A 17,368-nucleotide genomic window follows, 5' to 3' on the forward strand; every position below is an offset into this window, starting at 1 on the left:
GGGGTCCCCCCTGGAACGTTCGTTCAGCCGCGCCGTGTGCGGGCGGTGCGGCGGCCGGTGCCGCCGGTGGTGGCCGTGGGCGCCGCGGTGCCGGTGCCGGTGGTCGTGCCGGTGGTGGTGGTGCCGGCGGGCTCGGTGCCGGTGCCGGTGCCGGTGCCGGTGGCGGGCGCGGCGGGCCCGGGGGCGCCGGCCGGGCCGAGGGCGGCCAGCCGGACGAGCCGGGACTCGGAGTGGTCGAGCCAGCGCGCCTCGGCCTCGGTCTGGAAGATGAGCTGTTCCAGGACCAGCAGCCAGGCCAGGTCGTCGCGTTCGCGGGACTGCCCGCTCTCGATGGCGGCGAGGGCCTGTGCCTTCAGCCGCGTGTAGTCCTGCATCGCCTTGAGGGTGGCGTGCCGCTGGGACTGGATGACGGCGCGGATGTCCACGCCGGGTGCGCCGACGGCCATGGCGAGCTTGATGGCCAGTTCGTCGCGGGGCGGGTTGGCGCGGTCGACGGGGCGCTCGTACCAGTCGTGCAGTTCGGCGCGGCCCTGGTCGGTGATGGCGTAGAGGGTGTGGCCGGCGTGGTCCTCGCCGCCGGGGGCGACGAGCCCGTCCCGCTCCAGGCGGGCCAGCGTGGTGTACACCTGCCCGACGTTGAGCGGCCAGGTGGAGCCGGTGCGGGATTCGAACTCGGTGCGCAGCTGGGAGCCGTAGCGAGGGCCCCGTTCCAGCAGCGCGAGAAGGCCGTGACGGATCGACATACTCAGTATGTATACCGAGTATGCTCGGCGATGCAAACGAGCCCGGCCGGCCCGGGGCGCCGGCGTGCCGCGCAGGTCTCGGCGAAGGAAAAGGCCTGGCTAGGCCGACGGGAGGGCCTAGCCTCCCCGGCGCAGCCGCATGCCCATGTACCCGATCCCGAGCCCCATCAGGGCCAGTCCGGTGCCCAGCGGGAGGAGGTGCGCGGCCAGGTCGGCGGCGCGTTCGTTGGGCTCGGTGCCGAGTGCGGTGACCGGGGCCGGCGGGCTCGGGACGGCGCTCGGGACACCGCTCGGCGGCACCGGCGGTGCGACGGGCTCCGGCCGTTCCGGAGGCGGGCGTACGGGGTGGACGGGCCGCACCGGGCGGGAGGCGGCGGTGAAGCCGGGGCCGACGGGCGCGTCGGCGGGCCGCCCCGGGTGCGCCCGCCCGACGCCCCACGCGCTGCCGGCGAGCTCCTCGTGCGCTGCGCGCGGCACTCCCCCGGCTGCCGCCGGGAGGGGCTCCCGGCCCGCCCGGGCGGAGAGCGGCTGCGCGGGGGCGGCGGCGACGGCTGTGGCCGGGGCCTGGGCGGGGGTGGCGACCGCGGGCGCCGCGGCCAGCAGCGCGGCGGCGGCCAGGGCGGCTCCGGCGGTCCGGCGTGGCAGGCGGAGGCGTGGTTCCACGGGGTGCCCCTCACCTTCCGTGCGGCCCGGACGCCCGGTGTCCAGGCGCCGCACTCAGGTTTACATAATGGGGCGAACCCGGCATTCCGGGTGGTCTGTCAGGGTGTCCCGGCCTCCCGTACCACCGGCCGGCGGTACGGGAGGAAAGAACCCGGAGAGGGACGCCGGGCGGCGGTTCCTACTGCGGGTCGCCGGTCGAGACGACCAGCGTGAACTCCGTGTCCGCCTTGGCCACGTCCGTGCCGGACGCCGGCAGCTGCTCCAGGACGGTGTCCTGGCCGTAGACCGCCTCGTCGCGGTACTGGATCTCGAACCTCCAGCCCGCGGCCTGGATGCACTCCTTCACCGAGCGCAGGTTCTTGTACCGGAAGTCCGGGGCCACGACCTTGGTGGCGTCCTTGTAGGACTTCGTCGGGCTCTTGCACTTCTCCGCCTCGATCGTGCGCGAGGGGTCCGGACCCTTGTGGCCGGCCTTCGCCGAACCGGACGCGGAGGCCGACACGGACGGGGAGGCCGTCTCCTCCTTCTTGTCGTCGTCCATGTTCAGCACCGCGATGAGCCCGCCGATGGCCAGCAGGGCCACCACGATCGCGCCGACCACCACCGGCGTGTTCTTCTTGCCGCCGCCCGAGGAGCCGGCCGGGGCCGAAGAGCCGGCGGGCGAGATGGTGAACGGCGGCGGGGTCTGCGGCGCGTACTGCTGCTGCGGTACCGGCGCCGGGGTGTGCGGGTACGCGTACCCGCCCTGCTGCTGCGGCTGCGTCTGGGGCGCGTACGGGGACGGCGGCGGGGTCTGCGCCTGGTAGGGCTGCTGGAGCGACTGCGGCGGCGGTGCCTGGAAGCCGGAGTCCACCGGGGGGAAGACGGCCGAGCCCACGCCCGCCCCGCTGCCGCCGGCCGCGGCGCCCGGGACGATGACGGGGGCGCCGGTCTGGCCGGCCGACATCACGCGCTGGATCTCGTCCCGCATGGCCGCGGCCGTGGGGAAGCGCTCGTTCGGGTTCTTCTTCAGCGCCCGCGCCACCAGCGCGTCCATCGCCGGGGTGATCGACCGGTTGACGGTCGACGGAGCCACCGGCTCCTCCTGGACGTGCGCGTACGCGATGGCCAGCGGCGAGTCCGCGTCGAAGGGGATCCGGCCCGTCAGCAGCTGGAACAGCATGATGCCGACGGAGTACAGGTCGGAGCGGGCGTCCACGCCGCGCCCCAGCGCCTGCTCGGGCGACAGGTACTGAGGGGTGCCGACGACCATGCCGGTCTGCGTCATCGAGGTGACCCCCGACTGCATGGCCCGGGCGATGCCGAAGTCCATCACCTTGACCACGCCGCGCTTGGTGATCATCACGTTGCCGGGCTTGATGTCGCGGTGGACCAGGCCCATCTCGTGGCTGGTCTCCAGCGCGGCCAGCACGTCGGCCGTCACCTTCAGCGCCTTGTCGGCCGGCATGGCACCGTACTGGCGGATGTCCGCGTCGAGCGCCGAGCCGAGTGGCATGCCCTCCACGTACTCCATGACGATGTACGGCATGACCGCTTCGTCCCCGCCGCCGGAACCGAAGGTGACGGTTCCCTCGCCGGTGTCGAAGACCGAGACGATGTTGGTGTGCGACAGTTTCGCAACAGCCTGCGCTTCACGCCGGAAGCGCTCGCGGAAGGACGCCTCGCGCCCGAGTTCGCTGTGCAGGGTCTTGATGGCGACCTGGCGGTCGAGCGCGGAGTCGTACGCGAGGTAGACCGAGGCCATGCCTCCCTCGCCCAGCAAATCCCTTAGCTGGTAACGGCCACCGGCCAGGGAGCCGCCTGCGTACCGGCCCTGTGTGCCGTCCTGGCTCATGACTGTTGCTTCCCCTCGGGCTGTTTCCCTACGCGTCTGGCTGAGCGCATGTCGCGCCCAGTCTGCCGGAGGGCAAGCACACGTCAAGCCGGTGCCCGCTGCGTGACCGGGGGCCTACGGGGCGTCTGTAGCCGAACGGTGACGGGTTCGGAGGCTGTAGCGTTCACCGGAGAACCCGAAGAGGACCCACCGCTAGGGCGGACGAGAGAGACGACGGCGAGGACTGATGGCACCCGAACCCGAGGGAAACGGCGCCGGGATGGCCGATGGTCCTGAGCACTGGGGCGCGGGCGGTCTCGTGGGCGACGGCCGCTACCGGCTGACCCACCGGCTGGGCCGCGGCGGCATGGCCGAGGTGTTCGCGGCCGAGGACGTACGGCTCGGCCGCACCGTGGCCGTGAAGCTGCTGCGCGCCGACCTGGCCGAGGACCCGGTGTCGAAGGCCCGCTTCACCCGCGAGGCGCAGTCGGTCGCCGGCCTCAACCACCACGCCGTCGTCGCCGTGTACGACTCCGGCGAGGACCGGGTCGGTCCGAACGTGGTCCCCTACATCGTGATGGAGCTGGTCGAGGGCCGCACCATCCGCGAGCTCCTCATCAGCGCGGAGGCCCCGGGGCCCGAGCAGGCGCTCATCATCGTGTCGGGCGTGCTGGAGGCGCTCGCCTACTCGCACCAGCACGGCATCGTGCACCGCGACATCAAGCCCGCCAACGTCATCATCACCAACAGCGGCGCGGTGAAGGTGATGGACTTCGGCATCGCGCGCGCCCTGCACGGCGCGCAGTCGACGATGACCCAGACCGGCATGGTCATGGGCACCCCGCAGTACCTGTCGCCGGAACAGGCCCTCGGCAAGGCCGTGGACCACCGCAGCGACCTGTACGCCACCGGCTGCCTGCTCTACGAACTCCTCGCGCTGCGGCCCCCCTTCACCGGCGAGACCCCGCTGTCGGTGGTCTACCAGCACGTCCAGGACGCGCCGGTGCCGCCCTCGCAGCTGCCCGAGGGGCACAGCATCCCGCAGGAGCTCGACGGCCTGGTCATGCGCTCCCTCGCCAAGGACCCGGACGACCGGTTCCAGAGCGCCGAGGAGATGCGCGGGCTCGTCCAGTACGCGCTCCAGATGCTCCAGGACCAGGGGCCGAACACCGGCACCTGGAACACCGGACCCGTCACCATGGCGCTCCCGCACGGTCAGCCGGGCGGTGCGCCCACCACGGCGATGGCGCCCGCGCCGAACGGCGGCCCGCGCCAGCAGTACCCCTCGCACGCCACGACCTCGCAGTTCCAGCAGCCGATGGTTCCCCCGCTGAACCCGGACGACGGCACGGCCTTCCCCGGCGGCGGCAACCACGGCGGCCCGGGCGGCCACGGCGGTCACGGCGGATATGACCCCTACGACAACGGCCGGCGCGGCGGCGCGTGGAAGGCCTGGCTGTTCGCGGTGCTGGCGGTCCTCGCGATCGCCGGCGGTGTCGCGTACGCCATCAAGAGCGGCGGCCTGGGCGGCGGTGGCGGCGGCAACAAGCCGAAGACCAGCACCAGCACGCCCGCTCCCTCGCAGAGCAGCGGCAGCACGCCCGACACCCCGTCGGCCACGCCGAGCGCGGAGACCGGCCGCTCGCACAGCGACGAGACGTACAACCCGACGCCGGGCCGCAGCAAGTACACGCCGAGCACCAGCCCGTCGGCGTCGAGCGTCTCGCCGTCGACCCCCAAGACGACCCCGCCGGTGGATCCGACGACGAAGCCGACGCCGCCGACGGATCCGCCCACCAAGCCGAACCCGCCCACCGGCGGTGGCGCGAGCCCCGTGAGCGAGGTCAATTAACCAGGCGAAAAGGGCCCGGAGGGAGAAATTCCGCCGGGCCCTTTTCCGCTGTCCGGGGGTATCGGAAGTCGATACCGGCAGGTCAGAGGGCGTGTTGGTACGGCCTGCGGGAAGAGCCGCCCAGGGCCTCGGCGGCCGGCTTCCCGGGCAGGGTGTGCACGGTGACGAGCTGGGGTTCGATGCGCATGTAGACGGGGTCGAACACTTCTCCGTCCACGAAATGCGGCCCCGGACCGAATAGTTCCAGTTCTGCGGTGGCCGGCTCGACCAGTTCCGCCGTACCGGTGAACTGCACCGTCCACAACACGGCCTCACCGGAATTGAAGTTGTCCGCCCCATAGGCGACGACGCTGCCGGCGCACGCCCGGTGGTACCCGAAACCGGAGTGCATTCTCAGCACGACCCTGCCGTCCACCACGATGTGGCGGGCGACCGCGAGGAAGGGGAGCGCGCGCATGCTGGTGGCGACCCGGCCGTAGGGCACGCGGCGCAGCAGTTCGATGGCGTGGAGTTCCTCAGGGGACATGCAGCCACTCTCGGGCACCGACGGAGCGCCGGAAAGAGGATCCCGCCCCGATGATCGGGGACGTTGGTCCCGAATTGAACCGTGCGCCCCGGGGCATCACAGGGCCACGGGGCGTCACGGTCGAGAGCGGCTCCAGAAGCGGTCGGGAACGGCCGGAGGCGGCTCGCCGGACCGCCTGGACCTGCGCTGGAGCCCCGCAGTGCGGGAGGGCGGGAGGGCTAGCGCTTCTCCGCCTGGAGGCGGGCCACGTACGCGGCCGCCTGGGAGCGGCGCTCCATGCCCAGCTTGGACAGCAGGCTGGAGACGTAGTTCTTGATGGTCTTCTCGGCCAGGTGCAGGCGCTCGCCGATGACCCGGTTGGTCAGGCCCTCGCCGATCAGGTCGAGGATCTTGCGCTCCTGCTCGGTGAGGTTGGAGAGCCGGTCGTCACCCTTGCCGTTCTTGCCGTCGCGCAGCCGCTCCAGGACGCGCGCGGTGGCCACCGGGTCGAGCAGCGACTTGCCGGCCGCGACGTCGCGCACGGCGCTGAGCAGCTCGTTCCCCCGGATGGCCTTGAGGACGTAGCCGGAGGCACCCGCCATGATCGCGTCGAACAGCGCCTCGTCGTCGGCGAACGAGGTGAGCATCAGGCACTTGATGTCCTCGTCCTGCGAGCGCACCTCGCGGCAGACCTCGACACCACTGCCGTCCGGCAGGCGTACGTCGAGTACCGCGACGTCGGGGCGGGTGGCGGGGATGCGGACCAGGGCGTCGGCGGCGGTACCGGCCTCACCGACGATCTCGATGTCCTCTTCGACCGACAAAAGCTCATGAACGCCCCGACGTACCACTTCGTGGTCGTCCAGGAGAAATACCTTGATTTTTCCGTCTTCGCGCACAAACTCATCTTCACACACTCACCTCTTCCCTGCCGCAGTTACCCGGGATAACGTGCCGTTGTTCCGGCCCCCTGCAAGGCTGTGACCAGTGGATGTTCCCCAGGCGGCCGATTTACTTGGATATCCAAGCAAAATCGCAGGTCAAACGGGGTTTCGCAGTTATGCGTCGCACTGGGTAACGTGCTGTGCGCAGGGCACTCGCCGGGGCGCCTGTCACGCCTGAATCCCACACGCGCCGTGCACCCACCCCGTGCACGGGTACGGATACAGGTGAGCCGCACTGGTCCCCGGAGAACCCGGGTGCCGGACCGACGGAGGAGCACACGTGACCGTGGAGAGCACTGCCGCGCGCAAGCCGCGACGCAGCAGCGGCACCAAGCGGGCGGCCGGCAAGACCGCCGCCGCCGTGCAGAGTGCCGAGCCCCAGCTCGTACAGCTGCTGACGCCCGAGGGCGAGCGGGTCGACGACCCCGAGTTCGCCCCCTATGTCGCCGACATCACCGCCGACGACCTGCGCGGGCTGTACCGCGACATGGTCCTGACCCGCCGTTTCGACGCCGAGGCCACCGCGCTCCAGCGCCAGGGCGAGCTGGGCCTGTGGGCCTCGCTGCTCGGCCAGGAGGCCGCGCAGATCGGCTCCGGCCGGGCCCTGCGGGACGACGACTACGTCTTCCCGACCTACCGGGAGCACGGCGTGGCCTGGTGCCGCGGCGTCGACCCGACCAACCTGCTCGGGATGTTCCGCGGTGTGAACCACGGCGGATGGGACCCGAACACCAACAACTTCCACCTGTACACGATCGTCATCGGCTCGCAGACGCTGCACGCCACCGGCTACGCGATGGGCGTGGCCAAGGACGGCGCCGACTCGGCGGTCATCGCCTACTTCGGCGACGGCGCGTCCAGCCAGGGCGACGTGGCCGAGGCCTTCACCTTCTCGGCCGTCTACAACTCCCCCGTGGTGTTCTTCTGCCAGAACAACCAGTGGGCGATCTCCGAGCCGACCGAGCGCCAGATGCGCGTGCCGCTGTACCAGCGCGCCCAGGGCTTCGGCTTCCCCGGCGTCCGCGTCGACGGCAACGACGTGCTGGGCTGTCTGGCGGTCACCCGCTGGGCGCTGGAGCGCGCCCGCCGCGGCGAGGGCCCGACCCTGGTCGAGGCCTTCACGTACCGCATGGGCGCCCACACCACCTCGGACGACCCGACCAAGTACCGCCTGGACGAGGAGACGGCCGCCTGGGAGGCGAAGGACCCGATCCTGCGCCTGAAGGCCCACCTGCTGGCTTCCGGCGGCGCCGACGAGGCGTTCTTCGAGGGGCTGGAGTCCGAGAGCGAGGCCCTCGGCAAGCGGGTCCGTGAGGTCGTGCGCGCCATGCCCGACCCCGACACCATGGCGATCTTCGAGAACGTCTACGCGGACGGGCACGCGCTCGTCGACGAGGAGCGCGCCCAGTTCGCCGCGTACCTCGCTTCCTTCGAGCCGGCCGAGGAGGGTCACTGATGGCTGTCGAGAAGATGTCGATCGCGAAGGCGCTCAACGAGTCGCTGCGCAAGGCCCTGGAGACCGACCCCAAGGTCCTGATCATGGGCGAGGACGTCGGCAAGCTGGGCGGTGTCTTCCGCATCACCGACGGGCTCCAGAAGGACTTCGGCGAGGAGCGGGTCATCGACACCCCGCTGGCCGAGTCCGGCATCGTCGGCACCGCCATCGGCCTGGCCCTGCGCGGCTACCGGCCGGTCGTGGAGATCCAGTTCGACGGCTTCGTCTTCCCCGCGTACGACCAGATCGTCACGCAGCTCGCGAAGATGCACGCCCGCGCCCTCGGCAAGATCAAGCTGCCGGTCGTCGTGCGCATCCCCTACGGCGGCGCGATCGGTGCCGTCGAGCACCACAGCGAGTCCCCCGAGGCGCTCTTCGCGCACGTCGCGGGCCTGAAGGTGGTCTCCCCGTCGAACGCCACGGACGCGTACTGGATGCTCCAGCAGGCGATCCTCAGCGACGACCCGGTGATCTTCTTCGAGCCGAAGCGCCGCTACTGGGACAAGGGCGAGGTCGACACCGAGGCCATCCCCGGCGAGCTCCACAAGTCGCGCGTCGTCCGCGCGGGCACCGACCTCACCCTGGCCGCGTACGGCCCGATGGTGAAGGTCTGCCTGGAGGCGGCCGCCGCCGCGGCGGAGGAGGGCAAGTCGGTGGAGGTCCTGGACCTGCGCTCGATGTCCCCGGTCGACTTCGACGGGATCCAGCAGTCGGTGGAGAAGACCCGCCGGCTCGTCGTGGTCCACGAGGCGCCCGTCTTCCTCGGTACCGGCTCGGAGATCGCCGCCCGCATCACGGAGCGGTGCTTCTACCACCTGGAGGCGCCGGTGCTGCGCGTCGGCGGCTTCCACGCCCCGTACCCGCCGGCCCGCCTGGAGGACGAGTACCTGCCCGGCCTGGACCGCGTGCTCGACGCCGTCGACCGCTCGCTGGCGTACTGAGGAGATCAGCGCGATGACGATCCGCGAATTCAAGATGCCCGACGTGGGCGAGGGCCTCACCGAGGCCGAGATCCTCAAGTGGTACGTCCAGCCGGGTGACACGGTCACCGACGGGCAGGTCGTCTGCGAGGTGGAGACCGCGAAGGCGGCCGTGGAGCTGCCGATCCCCTTCGACGGAGTGGTGCACGCGCTGCTCTTCGAGGAGGGCGTGACGGTCGACGTCGGCCAGGTGATCATCTCCGTCGAGACCGGCGGTGCGGGTGGCGCCGAGGCCCCGGCCGAGGCCGCCGCTCCTGCCGCCGCTCCCGCCGCGGCGGAGGAGCCCGAGCCCGAAGGCCGCCAGCCCGTCCTGGTCGGCTACGGGGTCTCCCAGACCTCCAGCAAACGCCGCCCGCGCAAGGCCCCGGCACCCGCCGTGGCCGCCCAGAACGGTACGGCCGCCCCGGTCGCCGCCGCCCCGGCCGTGGTCCCGGCGCAGCCGGCCCCGGCCGCCCCGGCAGCGGTCCCGCAGAACGGCACGGCCGGGCAGAACGGCGCCGAGCGCCCGCTGGCGAAGCCGCCCGTGCGCAAGCTCGCCAAGGACCTCGGCATCGACCTGGCCGCGGTGGTCCCCACCGGTGAGGGCGGGGTCGTGACCCGGGAGGACGTGCACGCCGCCGCGGCGGCCGCGCTCGCCCCGCAGGCCGCCGTCCAGGCGCCCGTGCAGGCTCCGGCCCCGGTGGCCGCGCCCGTTCAGGCCGTCGCCGAGGCGCCCGTGGCCGTGGCGGCTCCGGGCGCGCGGGAGACCCGTATCCCGGTCAAGGGCGTCCGCAAGGTCACCGCCCAGGCCATGGTCGGCTCCGCCTTCACGGCGCCGCACGTCACCGAGTTCATCACCCTCGACGTGACGCGCACGATGAAGCTCGTCCAGGAGCTCAAGGACGACCCGGACCTCGCGGGGCTCCGGATCAACCCGCTGCTCCTGATCGCGAAGGCGGTCCTGATCGCCATCCGCCGCAACCCGGACGTCAACGCGTCCTGGGACGAGGCGGCCCAGGAGATCGTGCTCAAGCACTACGTCAACCTGGGCATCGCGGCGGCCACCCCGCGCGGCCTGATCGTCCCGAACATCAAGGACGCCGACGCCAAGTCCCTGGCGGAGCTGTCGGCCTCCCTGTCGGACCTGGTCGCCACCGCCCGCGAGGGCAAGACCTCCCCGGCCGACATGCAGAACGGCACGATCACCATCACCAACGTCGGCGTCTTCGGCGTCGACACCGGTACGCCCATCCTGAACCCCGGCGAGTCCGCGATCCTCGCGGTCGGCGCGATCAAGCTCCAGCCGTGGGTCCACAAGGGCAAGGTGAAGCCGCGCCAGGTCACCACCCTGGCCCTGTCGTTCGACCACCGCCTCATCGACGGTGAGCTCGGCTCCAAGTTCCTCGCGGACATCGCGGCGGTACTGGAGCACCCGCGCCGGCTGATCACCTGGTCGTAGCGTCCGGCCGACGGCCCCGCCGTCGCCGGCACCCGCCGACGGCCGGTCCCCACCCCCCGGGGGACCGGCCGTCGGCGTCGCGGTGTCCGCCCGCCGTACCGCGAAAGGCCCTGGTCAAGATCACCGCCCGGTGTGATGATCGGCGCGATGAGATTCCGCGCTGCCACAGCAGACCCCGCAGACCTCGACCGCGCCCTGGCCCACCCGGCCGAAGGCCCCGTCGAGGCACTCACCCCCGACCGGATCCGCGAGGAGTTCGCCGGGAACCGGATGCGTCGCGAGTGGACCTGGTTCGCCGAGGACGAGGACGGCGGGATCCTGGCCCGCGCCCTGTGGTGGGGCCGCGCCGACAGCGAGCGGCCCATCGCCCTCGACTGCCTCCAGGTCCGCGCCGAGGTGTCCGACCCGGCCGCCCTGGCCGCCGCCCTGCTGGAGGCCGGACACACCGCCTTCGGCGAGCGCCCGGTCTACAACGTCTCCCTGCCCCGCGACTGGCGCGCCCGTCAGGACCTCGCCGACGCGGTGGCGTGGCGTCAGGAGGCCGCGCGACGGGCCGGGCTGACGCGGGAGATCGAGCGGCTGCGCTACGAGTGGACGCCGGCCGCCGGGACGGCGGAGCCCACGGGACGGCTCGTCTTCCGCGAGGGCACCGACGAGGAGTTCCTCGACGGCTTCGCCCGGCTCTCGCGCGGCAGCCTCGACCTGAACACCCGGAGCGAGCTGGCCACGATGACCGAGGAGGAGTTCGCCCGCGAGGACTTCGCGTTCTACCGCGACTGCCCCGGCGAACGCTCCTGGTGGCGCCTCGCCCACCTCCCCGACGGCACCCTCGCCGGGATGGCCATCCCCTCCGCGACCCCCTACCACCGCAACGTCGGCTACCTGGGCGTCGTCCCCGAACAGCGCGGCAAGGGCCTGATCGACGAGGTCCTCGGCGAGATCACCCGCTTCCACGCCGCCGAAGGCGCCGAGCGCATCACGGCGACCACCGACACGGTCAACCTCCCCATGGCCGCCGCCTTCGACCGGGCCGGCTACGAGGTCACCGAGGTCCGTCTCGTCCTGGAGGCCCCGCCCGGGGCCTGACCCGGTACCCTCCCGGCCATGCCGTTCGCCGAGTTGCAGGTGTTTGCCGTGGAGGAGGCCGACGTCACCGGCGGGGTGTGCCTCGTCCGGTGCGTCGGCGGGACGGCCCGGGCCGGACAGGTCTACGCGGCCGGGCAGTCCCGGCTGTGGCTGCGCGCCATAGAGCGCCACGGGACCGGCGTCGGCTCCTTCGGTGCGGGGCACACGGCGCGGGTCCGCCTCGCGGGCGCCGCCGTCGCGCTGCTGAGCCGGGGCCAGGTGCTGACCCGCGTACCGCCGGACGGGCACGGCCTGGCGGAGCTGGAGGCCTGGCTGGCCACCGGGCCGCCGCTGACCGACGAGCCGCACCCGCGCACCCTGCGCGGCCTCGCGGTGGGCGGGATGCGGGACGACCTGCTGCCGGAGGCGACGCGGCTGCGCTGGGGCGCGCTCGCGGTCGCGGCGGCGTACCGCTGCGCGGCGGTGGAGGGCGCCTCCGACCTGGTCCGGGGGATCGAGCTGGCCTTCGTACGCGGCTACCTCCTCCGGGAGTTCGGGCCCGGACCGGGCGGCGACCCGGTCGCCCTGTGCCGGGACTCCCTCGCGCTGCTCGACCTCACCCCGGCGCGGGCGGCCGAGCGGGCGCGCGGGTGGCGCGAGCTGCCCCGGGCGGAGATCGTGCACCTGCGCCACATCAGGCACCTGCTGCGCTGGACGGGCGCCGCCCGCCCGTACCTGGCGGACGGCACGCCGGCGGCGCTGGCGCTGGACGCCTGGTCGCGGGTCCGTCCAGCACTGCCCTAGACCCGCTCCGGGCAGGGGGCGTCATCCGGCCCGGTAGGCGCGCAGGAACGCGGCGACCCCGCCCAGGAGCAGCCGGTCGGTCTCCTCCTCGCCCAGCGGGAGCAGGCCGTAGTGGGACTGCTGCACGATCTGGTGCGCGGACAGGGCCGTGAAGTGGGTGCCCGCCAGTTCCGCGTCGCCGTGCACGTCGAGCAGCCCGGCGGCGGCGAGGGCCTCGAAGGCCTCCGCGAGCGCGCGGGCGACCGGGCGCGGTCCGGCTTCCTTCCACGCCTCCAGCACGTCGGCCGGGACGTGGCCCACCTCGGCGTGCAGGTGCCGGACCAGCGCGAAGTGGTCGGAGTGCTCGAACATGACGCAGACCAGGGCGCGGGCGAGGGCCGTCAGATCGCGTTCCAGGTTGTCCGGGTGGGGCGGGCGGCCGGGGTCGACGAGCGCGCGCACCTTGGCGATGTGGGCGTCACGCACCTCGCCCGAGGTCCAGGTGACGACGGTGGCGAAGAGCTCCGCCTTGCCGCCCGGGAAGTGGTTGTAAAGGGTCCGGGTGGAGACGCCGGCGGCTTCGGCGAGCGCGTCGACGGAGGCGCGCGCGTACCCGTCGCGGCCGAACACCCCGCAGGCCGCTTTCGCCAGGGCGATCCGCTTCGCCAGCTTCCGCGGCGAGACCTCCCCCTGTACGTCTTCTGCCCGGGCGTCGTTGCTGCCGGCCACACCTGCCTCCTTCATTTTTTACAACGAGCGTTGCAGTTTCTACAACGCTCGTTGTAGTTTAGCGGAGCGGAGGCCGCACCGGGCGGCCGGTCCGCAGTCCAAGGGGGATCATCATGTCTGCACGCGAAACAGTCCCGGACGAGCCGCTGCGCGTGGCCGTCGTCACCGGCAGCGTCCGCGAGGGCCGCCGCGGCCCCGCCGTCACCGACTGGTTCCTGAGCGCCGCGGCCGCCCACGACACCGGCCTGGAGTTCGACGTCGTCGACCTCGCCGACGTCGAACTCCCGCTCGCCATGCCCGACTGGGGCGGATCCCCGGACCCGGCGGCCGCCGCCGCGCTGGCCGAGGTCAGCCCGCGCCTGACCGCCGCCGACGCGTTCGTCATCGTGGTCCCCGAGTACAACCACAGCTTCCCGGCCGTCCTGAAGAACTTCATCGACTGGCACCGGCCCGAGTGGCAGGCCAAGGCCGTCGGCTTCGTCTCGTACGGGGGCGTCGGCGGCGGGCTGCGCGCCGTCGAGCAGCTCCGGCAGGTCTTCGCCGAACTGCACACGGTGACCGTACGGGACTCCGTGAGCCTGCACGGCCCCTGGTCCGGACTCGGCCCGGACGGCATACCGCGCGACGCGGCCGTCACCGAGAGCGCCACGAAGAACATGCTCGGCCAGCTCGACTGGTGGGGACGGGCCCTGCGGACGGCACGCGCGACCCGCCCCTACGAGGGCTGAGGGAACCGGACGCCATGACCACCGCACCCGCTTCGTCCTCCACGGAACCCCTGAGGGACCCCGGCGCCGGGGCCGGGCCGTTAGGGAAGACGATCGCCGTCGTCATCACCGGCTCCGTGATGGCGGTCCTCGACATGACGATCGTCAACGTGGCGCTCGGCCGGCTCTCCGAGGCCTTCCACGCCCCGCTGGAGACCATCCAGTGGACCGCCACCGCCTACACCCTCGCCCTCGCCGCCGTCATCCCGGCCGCCGCCTGGGCCATGGGCCGGATCGGCGCCAAGCGCACCTACCTGACCGCCCTCGTCCTGTTCACCCTGGGCTCGCTGCTCGCCGCCTGCGCGTGGAGCGCCAGCAGCCTGATCGTCTTCCGCGCCCTGCAGGGGCTCGGCGGCGGGCTGCTGATGCCGGTCGGCATGACCATGGTCATGCGGGACGCCGACCGGGCCCGGATGGGACGGGCGATGGCCCTGCTCGGGCTGCCGATCCTGGTCGGCCCCGTCGCCGGCCCGATGCTCGGAGGCTGGCTGATCGACTCCGCCTCCTGGGAGTGGATCTTCCTCGTCAACCTGCCCGTCGGGGCGGCCGCCCTGGCGCTCGCGGCGAAACTCCTCCGGCCCGACGCCCCCGCCGACCCGGCGTCGGCGCCCCGGCTGGACGTCCCCGGGCTGCTGATGCTCTCGCCCGGCCTCGCCCTGCTGCTGTTCGGGCTCTCCCGGGGCGGCGAGGGCGGCGAGTTCACCGCCCCGGGGACGCTGCTGCCCACTCTGGCGGGCGCCGTGCTCGCCGCCGCGTTCGTCCGGCGGGCGCTGCGGGTGCGCGAGCCGCTGCTGGACCTGCGGCTGCTGCGCGACCGGACCTTCGGCGCCGGGATCGCCACCCTGGCCCTCTTCGCCTGCGGCTACTTCGGGTCGATGCTGCTGGCCCCGATGTACTGGCAGCAGGCGCGCGGGCTCAGCGCGAGCGCGGCGGGCCTGCTCCTGGCCCCCGTCGGGATCGCCGTCGGCCTGACCATGCAGATCGCCTCGCGGCGCATCGACAAGGTCGCCCCGCGCCGGCTGATCCCGGCCGGGGCGGTCGTGGCGGCCCTCGGAATGCTGGCCACCGCCCTGCTGACCGGCACCGAAGGGGCGCCGGCCTGGCTGGTGGTCGGCGCGGCGATGGTCATGGGCGTCGGCGCCGGCATGGTGCTGATGCCGACGATGACCACCGCCAGCCGCGACCTCCCCGGCGAGCGCATGGCCGCGGCGAGCACCGCCCTCAGCATCAACTCCCAGCTGTGGGCCTCGGTGGGGACGGCCCTGCTGTCCGTGGTCCTCGGCGGCACGGGCCTGGGCCCGGACGGCTTCCGCCTCGCCTACGGGGTCGCGGCGCTGCTGCTGGCCCTCTCCGTGATCCCGGCGCTGCGGCTGCCGGGCCGCAGGCCCTGAGGGCCCGGGCCCCGAGGCCGTCAGGCCTTCAGGACCCGAGGCCCCGGGCCCCGGGGCCGTCAGGCCTTGGCCGCGTTGCCGAGCACCTTGGACGGGGTGATGCGCACGACCACGCGCACCGCCCCGTCGGCGGCGTCCTGGTACTCCTTGCCGGCGCCCGGCCCCAGGTACTCCTCGGCGATCCGGACGGCGACCGCCCGGCCGGTGTCCTCGGTGAGGGTGGCGGTGCCCCGGATCTCCGCGTACAGGTAGGGGTTGGCGAGGTCGAAGACGGTGAGGCCGACCCGCCCGTCGCGGGCGATGTTCCGCTCCTTGCGCCGGCCGCGCTCGGTGGAGACCAGCAGGTCGTCGCCGTCGCGGGACACCCAGACCACCGAACTCTGCGGACTGCCGTCGGGGTTGAGGGTGGAGAGGACCGCCGGGTGGGGGGAGTCGAGCAGCTGCCGTACCGCGTCGTTCAGCGCAATGGTCATACGGCTGACGGTAGTTGGCGAAAGGGCCGGAGTCCGGGGTTTTCCCGGGGCCGGGCGTACTACCCGAAGTCGGCCGGCTCCCAGGGGATGTTGCGGTACGGGCTGGCCGGATCGGTGGTCAGCGTCAGGTGGGTGGCCAGCGAGGACCCGTACCAGCGCCCGAACTCCTCCTCGTCGAAGTGCAGGCACCGCCCCAGCGCGTACCCGGCGGAGAACTCCTCCCACGACCCGTACGCCCGCCGGGCCGCCGCGCTCGCCCGGAGCACGGCGCGCTCGGCGTCGTCCAGGGTGCCGTAGCGGGTGGCCAGACCCCAGCGGGCCATCTGGGAGGCGCGGCCGAGGTCCCAGGCGTGCACCGAACGCACCCAGCCGTCCCCGGGGAGCAGTCCGTCGGCCCGGAAGCGCTGCTCGTAGCGGGCTATCCGGCCGATGAGCCGGCGCACCCCGGCGATCTCCCCCTCGACCTCCGCGACGGGGCGGGGCGCGGCGACGGTCACCCCGTCCGGGGTGAGCTGCGGTTCGGCGGCCTTCTCGGCACCGTGGCGCAGGCCGGCCTCGGCGGCGTCACGCCACTGCTCGGCGTCGAGCGGGCCGGCGAACTCGGAGGCGAGGACGCGGCGCACGCGGAGCGCGTACTCCCAGACGGGGCTGACGATCTCGGCGTTCAGCATCCGCTGGAGCACGTCGAACCAGCCGGCGGTGTCCATGACGCCCCACGCCTTGCGCAGGCGGTCGCGTTCGTGGGTGTAGCCGTTGCCGTGGTGGGCGATGGCGTTCCAGAACTCCCCGTTGGAGACGGCGAGGTGGGCGCCGACGGCCAGCCCGTGCGCGACCGGCCCGTGCAGCGGACCTCCGGTGTGCAGGGCGTGCAGGGTGCCCGGTGCCAGGCCCCAGGAGGGGGCGGCGTCCCAGTGCGCGCGCCAGCGGGCGCGGTCGGCGGGGGAGGTGGTGAGGTAGGCCTCGGCGGGGGTGCCCGGGTTCACGGCGAGGTGGGCGGGGTCCCGGTGGTCCCAGGCGTTCGCGAACCAGGCGAGGCTCTGGCGCAGGTACACGGTGTCCGCGTCGGGGACGGGGAGCATGCCGCGGGTGTAGACGGCGAGGCCGGAGGGGCCGGGGTGGAAGCGGGCCGCGCGGGGATCGGCGTCGACGTCGGCCCGGGCCTGCGGCAGGAACAGCTCGGCGCGCGCGAGGGCGTCGAGGTACCCCGGCCAGTCGCCGCGCCGCTTGGCCTCGTACAGCTCCCTCTCGATCGCACTCGGCGCCGTCCAGCCATCCATACGGGGGACCTTATACGGGCCCCGGGAGCGCGCACTCGGCCCACACGGTCTTGCCGACCACCCGCTGTGACGCCCCCCACCGCTGGGCGACGGCCTCCACGATCCGCAGCCCGCGCCCGTACTGGTCCTCGTCGGACACCGCTCGCGGCTCGGGCCACCGCTCGCCCTTCGGATCGGTGACCGCGATGCGGAGCACTGCTCCGTCGAGCTGCACCTCGACCCGGATGTACCGGTCCCGGACCGCGCCGTGCAGCAGCGCGTTGGTGACGAGCTCGCTGGTCAGGAGCGCCACGTCCGAAGCCGCCCGCGGCTCCCCCCACGCCACGGCCAGCCACGCGGCCCACCGCCGCGCGGCGGGTACGGAGTCCTGGCGGGGCGGGTAGTTGCGTACGCCGTAGCGGGTGAGGGTGGTCATGGCACCTCCTGGTCGGGCGGTGGCCTGCCGGCTCC

At 73.1% G+C, this 17,368-nt stretch carries 17 protein-coding genes; 8 read left to right on the forward strand and 9 right to left on the reverse strand.

The window, feature by feature from the left end; genetic code table 11:
• Window positions 1-23 precede the first annotated feature (23 nt).
• The 3 genes from AC069X_RS09755 to AC069X_RS09765 all read right to left on the reverse strand — a co-directional run bounded on the left by AC069X_RS09755 (window position 24) and on the right by AC069X_RS09765 (window position 3,240).
• The gene (locus AC069X_RS09755; RefSeq protein ID WP_478726839.1) at window positions 24-743 is read right to left on the reverse strand and encodes a PadR family transcriptional regulator; all 720 of its coding nucleotides are present in this window, start codon (window positions 741-743) and stop codon (window positions 24-26) included.
• A 117-nt stretch (window positions 744-860) separates the two neighbouring features.
• Window positions 861-1,406 carry a hypothetical protein gene (locus tag AC069X_RS09760; protein ID WP_478726841.1) on the reverse strand — a complete coding sequence of 182 codons (546 nt, stop codon included), beginning with the start codon at window positions 1,404-1,406 and terminating at the stop codon, window positions 861-863.
• 178 nt (window positions 1,407-1,584) lie between these two features.
• Window positions 1,585-3,240, reverse strand: coding sequence for a protein kinase domain-containing protein (locus AC069X_RS09765; RefSeq protein ID WP_478726843.1), 1,656 nt, complete (start codon window positions 3,238-3,240; stop codon window positions 1,585-1,587).
• Between the two features lie 226 nt (window positions 3,241-3,466).
• Here AC069X_RS09765 and AC069X_RS09770 point away from each other — a divergent pair, with 226 nt between their 5' ends.
• The gene (locus AC069X_RS09770) at window positions 3,467-5,071 is read left to right on the forward strand and encodes a protein kinase domain-containing protein (RefSeq protein ID WP_478726845.1); all 1,605 of its coding nucleotides are present in this window, start codon (window positions 3,467-3,469) and stop codon (window positions 5,069-5,071) included.
• Between the two features lie 82 nt (window positions 5,072-5,153).
• On the opposite strand, the gene AC069X_RS09775 is transcribed toward AC069X_RS09770, so the two are convergent.
• Both AC069X_RS09775 and AC069X_RS09780 read right to left on the reverse strand, forming a co-directional pair.
• Window positions 5,154-5,597 carry a pyridoxamine 5'-phosphate oxidase family protein gene (locus AC069X_RS09775; protein ID WP_478726847.1) on the reverse strand — a complete coding sequence of 148 codons (444 nt, stop codon included), beginning with the start codon at window positions 5,595-5,597 and terminating at the stop codon, window positions 5,154-5,156.
• A gap of 218 nt (window positions 5,598-5,815) precedes the next feature.
• On the reverse strand, window positions 5,816-6,475 hold the full coding sequence (locus AC069X_RS09780) for a response regulator (RefSeq protein WP_478726849.1): 660 nt from the start codon (window positions 6,473-6,475) through the stop codon (window positions 5,816-5,818).
• Window positions 6,476-6,800: 325 nt separating this feature from the next.
• Between AC069X_RS09780 and pdhA the strand changes: the two genes are divergently transcribed.
• From pdhA to AC069X_RS09805, 5 genes are all read left to right on the forward strand, one after another.
• Entirely contained in the window at window positions 6,801-7,976 is a 1,176-nt protein-coding gene (gene pdhA, locus AC069X_RS09785; protein ID WP_478726851.1) for a pyruvate dehydrogenase (acetyl-transferring) E1 component subunit alpha, read from the forward strand.
• On the forward strand, window positions 7,976-8,956 hold the full coding sequence (locus tag AC069X_RS09790) for an alpha-ketoacid dehydrogenase subunit beta (RefSeq protein WP_478726853.1): 981 nt from the start codon (window positions 7,976-7,978) through the stop codon (window positions 8,954-8,956). Before pdhA ends, AC069X_RS09790 begins: the two co-directional genes overlap by 1 nt.
• 13 nt (window positions 8,957-8,969) lie before the next feature.
• On the forward strand, window positions 8,970-10,433 hold the full coding sequence (locus AC069X_RS09795) for a dihydrolipoamide acetyltransferase family protein (RefSeq protein WP_478726855.1): 1,464 nt from the start codon (window positions 8,970-8,972) through the stop codon (window positions 10,431-10,433).
• 147 nt (window positions 10,434-10,580) lie between these two features.
• The gene (locus AC069X_RS09800; RefSeq protein ID WP_478726857.1) at window positions 10,581-11,519 is read left to right on the forward strand and encodes a GNAT family N-acetyltransferase; all 939 of its coding nucleotides are present in this window, start codon (window positions 10,581-10,583) and stop codon (window positions 11,517-11,519) included.
• An 18-nt stretch (window positions 11,520-11,537) separates the two neighbouring features.
• The gene (locus tag AC069X_RS09805) at window positions 11,538-12,302 is read left to right on the forward strand and encodes a hypothetical protein (protein WP_478726859.1); all 765 of its coding nucleotides are present in this window, start codon (window positions 11,538-11,540) and stop codon (window positions 12,300-12,302) included.
• Window positions 12,303-12,323: 21 nt separating this feature from the next.
• On the opposite strand, the gene AC069X_RS09810 is transcribed toward AC069X_RS09805, so the two are convergent.
• The gene (locus AC069X_RS09810; protein ID WP_478726861.1) at window positions 12,324-13,010 is read right to left on the reverse strand and encodes a TetR/AcrR family transcriptional regulator; all 687 of its coding nucleotides are present in this window, start codon (window positions 13,008-13,010) and stop codon (window positions 12,324-12,326) included.
• 113 nt (window positions 13,011-13,123) lie between these two features.
• Between AC069X_RS09810 and AC069X_RS09815 the strand changes: the two genes are divergently transcribed.
• A complete protein-coding gene (locus AC069X_RS09815) occupies window positions 13,124-13,738 on the forward strand; it encodes an NADPH-dependent FMN reductase (RefSeq protein WP_478726863.1) in 615 nt (204 codons plus the stop codon).
• Window positions 13,739-13,752: 14 nt separating this feature from the next.
• Window positions 13,753-15,168, forward strand: a complete 1,416-nt coding sequence (locus AC069X_RS09820; RefSeq protein ID WP_478726865.1) for a DHA2 family efflux MFS transporter permease subunit — start codon at window positions 13,753-13,755, stop codon at window positions 15,166-15,168.
• A 59-nt stretch (window positions 15,169-15,227) separates the two neighbouring features.
• Here AC069X_RS09820 and AC069X_RS09825 read toward each other — a convergent pair whose 3' ends face one another.
• The 3 genes from AC069X_RS09825 to AC069X_RS09835 are packed head-to-tail and all read right to left on the reverse strand — an operon-like array spanning window position 15,228 to window position 17,333.
• The gene (locus AC069X_RS09825) at window positions 15,228-15,641 is read right to left on the reverse strand and encodes a PPOX class F420-dependent oxidoreductase (RefSeq protein ID WP_478726867.1); all 414 of its coding nucleotides are present in this window, start codon (window positions 15,639-15,641) and stop codon (window positions 15,228-15,230) included.
• A gap of 59 nt (window positions 15,642-15,700) precedes the next feature.
• Window positions 15,701-16,918, reverse strand: coding sequence for a DUF1266 domain-containing protein (locus AC069X_RS09830; RefSeq protein WP_478726869.1), 1,218 nt, complete (start codon window positions 16,916-16,918; stop codon window positions 15,701-15,703).
• 10 nt (window positions 16,919-16,928) lie between these two features.
• Window positions 16,929-17,333, reverse strand: coding sequence for an ATP-binding protein (locus tag AC069X_RS09835; protein WP_478726871.1), 405 nt, complete (start codon window positions 17,331-17,333; stop codon window positions 16,929-16,931).
• Window positions 17,334-17,368: the final 35 nt, after the last annotated feature.

Source organism: Streptomyces sp. NPDC043896 (genome assembly GCF_056435605.1).

Coding starts and splice junctions, on each gene's coding strand:
- AC069X_RS09770 (WP_478726845.1), top strand. CDS start 3,467: ATGGCACCCGAACCCGAGGGAAACGGCGCCGGGATGGCCGATGGTCCT.
- AC069X_RS09805 (WP_478726859.1), top strand. CDS start 11,538: ATGCCGTTCGCCGAGTTGCAGGTGTTTGCCGTGGAGGAGGCCGACGTC.
- AC069X_RS09795 (WP_478726855.1), top strand. CDS start 8,970: ATGACGATCCGCGAATTCAAGATGCCCGACGTGGGCGAGGGCCTCACC.
- AC069X_RS09765 (WP_478726843.1), bottom strand. CDS start 3,240: ATGAGCCAGGACGGCACACAGGGCCGGTACGCAGGCGGCTCCCTGGCC.
- AC069X_RS09835 (WP_478726871.1), bottom strand. CDS start 17,333: ATGACCACCCTCACCCGCTACGGCGTACGCAACTACCCGCCCCGCCAG.
- AC069X_RS09830 (WP_478726869.1), bottom strand. CDS start 16,918: ATGGATGGCTGGACGGCGCCGAGTGCGATCGAGAGGGAGCTGTACGAG.
- AC069X_RS09800 (WP_478726857.1), top strand. CDS start 10,581: ATGAGATTCCGCGCTGCCACAGCAGACCCCGCAGACCTCGACCGCGCC.
- AC069X_RS09820 (WP_478726865.1), top strand. CDS start 13,753: ATGACCACCGCACCCGCTTCGTCCTCCACGGAACCCCTGAGGGACCCC.
- AC069X_RS09755 (WP_478726839.1), bottom strand. CDS start 743: ATGTCGATCCGTCACGGCCTTCTCGCGCTGCTGGAACGGGGCCCTCGC.
- AC069X_RS09775 (WP_478726847.1), bottom strand. CDS start 5,597: ATGTCCCCTGAGGAACTCCACGCCATCGAACTGCTGCGCCGCGTGCCC.
- AC069X_RS09825 (WP_478726867.1), bottom strand. CDS start 15,641: ATGACCATTGCGCTGAACGACGCGGTACGGCAGCTGCTCGACTCCCCC.
- AC069X_RS09815 (WP_478726863.1), top strand. CDS start 13,124: ATGTCTGCACGCGAAACAGTCCCGGACGAGCCGCTGCGCGTGGCCGTC.
- AC069X_RS09790 (WP_478726853.1), top strand. CDS start 7,976: ATGGCTGTCGAGAAGATGTCGATCGCGAAGGCGCTCAACGAGTCGCTG.